The sequence below is a fragment of the Rhodococcus sp. 14-2496-1d genome, from assembly GCF_002259365.1.
Lineage (GTDB): Bacteria > Actinomycetota > Actinomycetes > Mycobacteriales > Mycobacteriaceae > Rhodococcoides.
Window position 1 is genome coordinate 45,251 of the sequence record NZ_NPFV01000024.1, and the last position, 6,500, is coordinate 51,750.

Below are 6,500 nucleotides of genomic sequence, written 5' to 3' on the forward strand. Positions count from 1 at the left end.
CATCGGACCCTAGTACCGTTTGTGCCTGTATCCGGTGTTGATGAGCCTCGATGCTTGCATCATGACCACCGAAACAGCTTCCCGTACAGCCGGCCTCCTGGCCGGCAAAGTCATTTTCATCACCGGCGCAAGTCGAGGAATCGGTGCTGCTGCGGCTCACCTCTTCTCCGCTGAGGGAGCGGCTGTGGTGCTCGCCGCCCGCAACGTCGACGCGCTCGACCAGCTCGTGACGAAAATCCGAGCGGCCGGGGGGCACTGCCGACGGCGTAGCCATGGACCTCACCGACGCTGACAGCATCCGCGCCGCCGTAAACCGCGTCGAGCAGCTGCACGGACGACTCGACGGCGCGTTCAACAACGGCGGCGTCAACCAGCGGCAGATCGGCCCCCTCGACACCACCACCGAAGACGACCTCGACGAGCAGTTCACCGTCAACTTCCGTGCCCACTGGACCGCAATGAATGCCGAAGCCGCCCTTATGCGTCGGAGTGGCGGCGGTGCCATCGTGAACACCTCGAGCATCGGCAGCCGCCGTGCCGTTCCGCCGCTTCCGGCGTACGGGGCTATGAAGCGGGCGCTCAACAGCATCACCGAAACCGCAGCGGTCACCTGGGCCCCTGAGGGTATCCGTGTCAACGGTCTGATGCCCGGAGGAACTGCGACGGAAATGATGGACGAATGGGAGGCCAAGACACCGGGTGTCATCGCGGCCAGTAGCGCTGCGTCACCGATGGGGCGGATGGCCGAAGCCCGCGAAGTTGCCGAGGCCGCCGCGTGGCTGCTGAGTGACAGGGCTTCCGCGGTGACCGGTGCGATCGTCCCCGTCGACTGTGGTTCGGGTGCTTGAACCGGATTGCCACGTCCGCGCCCTCCGTGCGCCCTCGAATGGTTCATGTCCCTGCGGGTTGTCGGTCCCATATGGACCTGTGGGGTCTGGTTAGCCATCAGAACGAACAGGGGAGTGCCGGTGACCGTTGCCGACAATGCTGTCGACGGGCCACTCGTCGACGTGGTGATCGATGCCATCGACGCGGACAATGACCTGTCCGACGAGGCCAAGTACTTCGTTCTCGCAGCCCTGGAAGGGCCGACAGCATTACAAGAGCTGCTCGACGGCGTCTCGACCCCGCACGTTCCGGAGCCGTCGGGTAGCCAGCTCGTCGAGGAGCCGGTCGGTGCGTTTCTGACCTCGATCACTGTCGCGGGATTCCGCGGCATCGGGCCCAAGGCAGCTCTTGAGCTACACCCCGCGCCGGGAATCACGATTGTCAGTGGCCGCAACGGATCGGGCAAGTCGAGCTTTGCCGAGGCGCTCGAATTCGCGATCACCGGTTCGAGCTACCGCTGGGAGAACAAGGCCAAGCTGTGGGCCGACACCTGGCGCAATCTGCATCAGGGAGATCCGTGTGAGGTGCGGGTGGGGCTCACGATCGAAGGGTCCGAACCGACGGTAGTCGGTGTCGACTGGACCTCCGATGCCGCGCTGAAGGGGTGCTCCACCTGGACTCAGGTGGGAAAGCAGAAGCGCAGTACCGGTACCGATGCACTGGGGTGGAAGTCTGCTGTCGAATTACATCGCCCGATCCTGTCCTACGACGAAATAGGCGGTCTGTTCGACGCGACGCCGTCCACCCTGCACGACGCCCTGGCCAAACTCCTCGGACTCGACGAGATCACCGATGCCGAGAAGCGACTGGCAGCGGTGCTCAAGGAGGTGAAGGGGCCCCGGCAGCGAGCAGCGGAGAGCCTGCGTCAGCTCAAGACCTCGTTGTCGGATGCGTCGGATGATCGTGCGAAAACTGCTGCAGCCCTGCTCAAAAAGCGGGTCGCGGATCTCGACGCGGTGCTGGCGCTCGCCACCGGAGCCGACGCATCGGCATCGCCCGCGCTCATCGGTTTGAAGCGGCTCGCAGCGTTGAGCGCCCCGACTCAGCAGCGTGTCGACGAGGTGGTGGCGGAGCTCCGGGAAGCTGCGGTCGATACCGCGAATTCCGCTGATGAGGCACTGTCGGTGGTGGAGCAGCGCAACGATCTGCTCGATGCGGCCCTGAGACTGCACAGTGAGACGGGCACTATCGAGTGCCCGGTCTGTGCGACGGGGACGCTCGACGATGCGTGGGCCGAGCACTCGCGGGCGCAGCTTGCCGAGCAGAGCCAGAAACTGGCCGCCTACAAGCACAGTCGCCGCCGACTCGACCAAGCGCAACGCGCCGCAGTCGAACTGGGGAACGAAATCGCCGACGCCACCGCGGTGGAGGGCGTCGACCTGCCTTCCTTGTCGAAGTACCGAAAGTCCGTCGCCCTGGCGCGCCAGCAACAGTCGAGTTCTTCCGGTGTGGCGGATCACTTGGCTGCGACGATCCCCGCGGTTATCGAGTCTGCGGGGGCGTTGCGCACCGAGGCCACGGAAGCGGCGGCTCAGCGTGAGGACACATGGGCACCGATTGCTGGACGTCTGGCCGCGTGGGCCACCCTCGAATCCGCGGCGCGAGAGGCTGATGAGGCAGTCAAGAACATCGACGCGGCCAAGAAGTGGATTGCCTCGCATGCCAAGCAATTGAGGGACCAGCGGCTCGCTCCGATTGCCGAGCAGGCACGCGACATTTGGGCGGAGTTGCGGCAGGAAAGCAATGTCGACATCGGTGCTATCAACTTGGTGGGCCACAACACCAGCAGGCGAGTGGTGATGACCGGCTCGGTCGACGGCGTGGAGTCCGAGGCGCTGTCGGTGATGAGTCAGGGCGAGCTGCATGCGTTGGCATTGGCACTGTTCATACCGAGAGCGATTACGCCGAACAGTCCGTTTCGATTTATCGTGCTGGACGACCCGATCCAGGCGATGGATCCGGCGAAGATCGATGGCTTCATAAAGGTGCTGTCGATGCTCGCGAAGACCAGGCAGGTCATCGTGTTCTCGCACGATGATCGATTGGCCACTGCGATCAGGCAACTCGCGGTCGACGCTCGGCTCGTCGAGGTGATGCGCGAACCAGGTTCCAACATCAGTGTTTCCGAGACTCAGAACCAAGCGACCCGCTATTTCAACGATGTGCGGGCATTGGTGTTGGACGAGAATGTGCCCGAGGACGTCAAGCGGCGGGTCGCACCCGGCTTGTTCCGATTGGCTCTGGAATCGGCTGCGCAGCAGGTGTTCTATGCGAAGCAACACCGGGCGGGGGAGAGCCGGCTGGCGACCGAGGAGCGGTGGTCGGCAGTCAACAAGACTCGTAACAAGATTGCGCTGGCCGTGCACCAGGATTCCGAACGTGACCTATCGCAGTGGCTGGGCTTTCGCACCGAACGCTTCCCGACGCTTCACATCGCGAACGCCGGTACTCACAAAGGTGCCGATCGACCGATCACCTGGGAAGTGGTGAACGATCTGAAGAAGATGGTCGACGGGATCCTCTCCGAATGAATACGACCACGTCGCCGGCAGTTGCGCTCCGCAACGCGGAATTGCTGCTCGACGGAAGCCATGGTGCTGCAGGCGGATCGGCGCGTCTTGCTGCGTTCCTCGCTCGGCAGGCATTGGAGGAGCTGGTAATCGAGCGTTGTGTGGCGCTGGGCGTAGATATTGAGCGACCGAGCATGCGATCGCGGCTGGTGATCTTGCGGTCACTCGAAACAGCCCAGAATGCTAGTGCGGCCGCGATGGCATGGAACAGATTGAGCAACGCATGCCACCACCATGCGTATGAACTTGCGCCGACGGTGGCTGAGGTTCGGCACCTGTGCGGTGTGGTGGCGACCTTGCTCGGCAATGAATGATCCCTGAAGTAGGAGACCGAGTTGGCCAAGGACGATCCACACATGCCCGATCTCATTGCGCAACGGGACTCGAAGACCGCAATCCGATTGTGGAAGCAGTACTTTGCGCTCGATTCTCAAGGCAGGCCGAACTTCAGTGGCTCGCAATTCGAGAGGTTTCGGGGCGGCGGCGATAAGGCCACCCGCGACGTGTTCACCTCCGATGACCTGGTGGCGGTCTCGCTACTGAGCGTCAATGTGCCCGCACAGTCGGCGTTGCGCATTCTTGGCCCGGACGCCGACCGGTGCAGTGCACTACTCGAAGCAATCCCCACAGGACTCACACTCGCGGATTCGCCAGAGTCCACTATTGGCACCGGGTCGTCTGCGGCACAGCTGTGGCGCTTGTTGCGTCAGTCGTCCACTCCGACGCGGGGCGCACATGATGGAATCGGCAAGACGACGACGAGCAAACTTATAGGCCGGAAAAGACCTGACCTGATTCCGGTGTGGGACAGCGTTGTGACCGGCCTGACTGCTCAGGACAGCAACGGTAGCTGGGCATGGCTGCGATCGGAGCTACGCAGCTCCGATTCATCACTCGACCGATGGATCAGAGACACTGCGCCGGACGAATTGATCGATATTTCCACCATTCGGCTATTGGACGTGCTTCTGTGGATGGTGGGTTCTGGTCGACATTGAGGATGAGACAGAGCGGCTCGACAGGCTGTTCGACGAATGTGCACGACGCAGTCAGGCGAAGGAAAAACGACCGTGCATCGATGAACGACGGTTGGAACCATGGCATCGCGCCAGCAGAGAACTTGATCATTGGTATGAAAGGCGCGCGGTTGGGTCTGGCGTGACTACGGCGAAGTTGCCGATGCCTCCAGAACCTGTCGGTCTGTTCGGTTATGGTGAGCGCCAACAACCTCAGGAGGCTTTGGATGACCGACGACTGGATGAACCAGGAATTGACCGACTTCGACAAGGAGCTGCTCGAGTCCTCTGGAATATCGGTGCACGTCGAGCCGGAGGGCCTGCTGATTTCGGGTGATGACGACGCAGTGGCCGGATATCTCAGTCGGATCAAGGATCTTGTAGGCGACGGTGTGCAGGTTGCTGGCATCGACAAAACCGCGGTAGCGAACGCGGGTGGAATGGTTGCCGGTGCAGCCGCAGCGAAAATGCAATACGGCCACTTCGTGCGGCTTGCTCCTCAGAGTGTCGACATGCTGAAGTCTTACAAGGTCGTTCCGGGGATCCCGGGGTACAACCGAATGACCCTGGTCGACTCTGGCCACAAGTTCCGCCATCAGATGCAGTGGCAGCAGGTCGCGATGACGCCGACCCGCGCCTTGGGACTGCAACTCATGATGGTGCAATTTGCCCTGCAGACAGCAATCACCGAGGTGTCGGACGGGATCAAGCGCATCGAGGGTGAGGTCGACAAAATACTCCGTCTCGCCGAAGCGTCGCGTGTGGGGGATGTCATCGGCCATCACTCTGCCTTGTCGCACATCGTCAAGGTCTACAGGGAGACGGGCGCGCTTCCTACGACAGATTGGGAGAGCGTTGCCTCGCTGGGTCCGCAGCTTCAAGTCGGTATCGAGCGACTTCGAGACCATGCGAAGCGAACCGTCAACAGCTTCGATGCGGACAAGCCAGTCCAAGACCGTGCCGCCTACTTGACCCGCGCAGTCAAGGACGAGCGTCTCGGTGAGACCTTGCAGCTCTTGGTCATCGCTGAGAGGTCGCTCTACCTGTGGCAGACGCTGCGTATTGCGCGCGTGCGGGCGGTGGAGCCCGAACATCTCGACGCAGTCGTCGCGTCAGCCAGGGAAATACTTGCCGAGCACGTCGAGCGCGATGGCGACTTATTGCGCCACGCTAGGCTTGAGCTCTCCAATTACGGAACGGTCAAGCCGCTCGAGATTGTGCGATGGATGGCGACGGGTGATCTCAAGCGTGACATCACCCAACTTCGCAATGACTTGGACGCTTTCGCGTCGGCACGGAACAGTCAGGTCACCGGTTGGATCGATAACGAAGACCCCTCCATCAGCGACGCTTTCTCCGAGTTGGGCAACCGCGCGAAAGCAGTTGGTGGTGCCGCAGCTGAAATCGGTGGCAAAGCAGTCAGCATCGGCGCAGCGGGTGCAGGTTGGATCGGTAAAGGTGTGAAGGGCATAGTCTCGAAGGGCCCGGCGAAATCCGATGGCGAACCTGAAAAGCACTGAGGCAGCTGACCTGAGCGCGATCTGATTCGGCCTCGGCAGTGGCGCAACGCAAATCGCCGATTTATGCATTTGGAAACGCCGGTCGTAGATCGGGTCGGTCGATTCGATATGTACGCTCTCGGCGATGTCGAATAATGGATGATTCGTTTTCAATCCTCTGGTCGCCGGGCACGTTGGACCGTCAGGTCCCGACTTCGCTCGCCCATGTTCGATGCGCCATGCGAAAGCCCAGTTTGTTCGTAAGGATTGGGTGTTCCCGCACGAGTCGGTCGTGCAGGGGTTTGATGCTCGTCGACCCCAACAGGCTACTAATCATCATGAGCTCGAACGCAGATGATTCGGTCCAGTCGACGTTGCGGGTGTATCCGGCGACGGCGCGCGCTCCTGACTTCCGACAGAACGACATCTGTCAATGGCCAAGTTGAAGTCCCCGCTGGTGGCCAGGTTAAAGGCCCCGGCCCGTGTTGATGTTTCCGGTTTGTCAGGGGCGGTCCTTTCGGTGTTGT

6 protein-coding genes are annotated in these 6,500 nt (G+C 61.6%); all 6 read left to right on the top strand.

Annotated elements, in window-relative coordinates:
* The first annotated feature begins 61 nt into the window (after window positions 1-61).
* The 6 genes from CH296_RS29590 (at window position 62) to CH296_RS18025 (ending at window position 5,994) form a co-directional block, all read left to right on the top strand.
* Window positions 62-292 carry an SDR family NAD(P)-dependent oxidoreductase gene (locus CH296_RS29590; protein ID WP_256980493.1) on the top strand — a complete coding sequence of 77 codons (231 nt, stop codon included), beginning with the start codon at window positions 62-64 and terminating at the stop codon, window positions 290-292.
* Entirely contained in the window at window positions 273-848 is a 576-nt protein-coding gene (locus tag CH296_RS18005; RefSeq protein WP_256980494.1) for an SDR family NAD(P)-dependent oxidoreductase, read from the top strand. The genes CH296_RS29590 and CH296_RS18005 overlap by 20 nt, the downstream gene beginning before the upstream one ends.
* A gap of 120 nt (window positions 849-968) precedes the next feature.
* Complete coding sequence (locus CH296_RS18010; protein WP_256980495.1) at window positions 969-3,419, top strand: AAA family ATPase; 2,451 nt, start codon at window positions 969-971, stop codon at window positions 3,417-3,419.
* Window positions 3,416-3,772, top strand: coding sequence for a hypothetical protein (locus CH296_RS18015; protein ID WP_094685375.1), 357 nt, complete (start codon window positions 3,416-3,418; stop codon window positions 3,770-3,772). The genes CH296_RS18010 and CH296_RS18015 overlap by 4 nt, the downstream gene beginning before the upstream one ends.
* Window positions 3,773-3,814: 42 nt before the next feature.
* A complete protein-coding gene (locus tag CH296_RS18020; RefSeq protein WP_094685376.1) occupies window positions 3,815-4,456 on the top strand; it encodes a DUF6308 family protein in 642 nt (213 codons plus the stop codon).
* Between the two features lie 245 nt (window positions 4,457-4,701).
* On the top strand, window positions 4,702-5,994 hold the full coding sequence (locus CH296_RS18025; protein WP_094685377.1) for a hypothetical protein: 1,293 nt from the start codon (window positions 4,702-4,704) through the stop codon (window positions 5,992-5,994).
* Window positions 5,995-6,500: the final 506 nt, after the last annotated feature.

Coding starts and splice junctions, on each gene's coding strand:
- CH296_RS18015 (WP_094685375.1), top strand. CDS start 3,416: ATGAATACGACCACGTCGCCGGCAGTTGCGCTCCGCAACGCGGAATTG.
- CH296_RS18020 (WP_094685376.1), top strand. CDS start 3,815: ATGCCCGATCTCATTGCGCAACGGGACTCGAAGACCGCAATCCGATTG.
- CH296_RS18005 (WP_256980494.1), top strand. CDS start 273: ATGGACCTCACCGACGCTGACAGCATCCGCGCCGCCGTAAACCGCGTC.
- CH296_RS29590 (WP_256980493.1), top strand. CDS start 62: ATGACCACCGAAACAGCTTCCCGTACAGCCGGCCTCCTGGCCGGCAAA.
- CH296_RS18025 (WP_094685377.1), top strand. CDS start 4,702: ATGACCGACGACTGGATGAACCAGGAATTGACCGACTTCGACAAGGAG.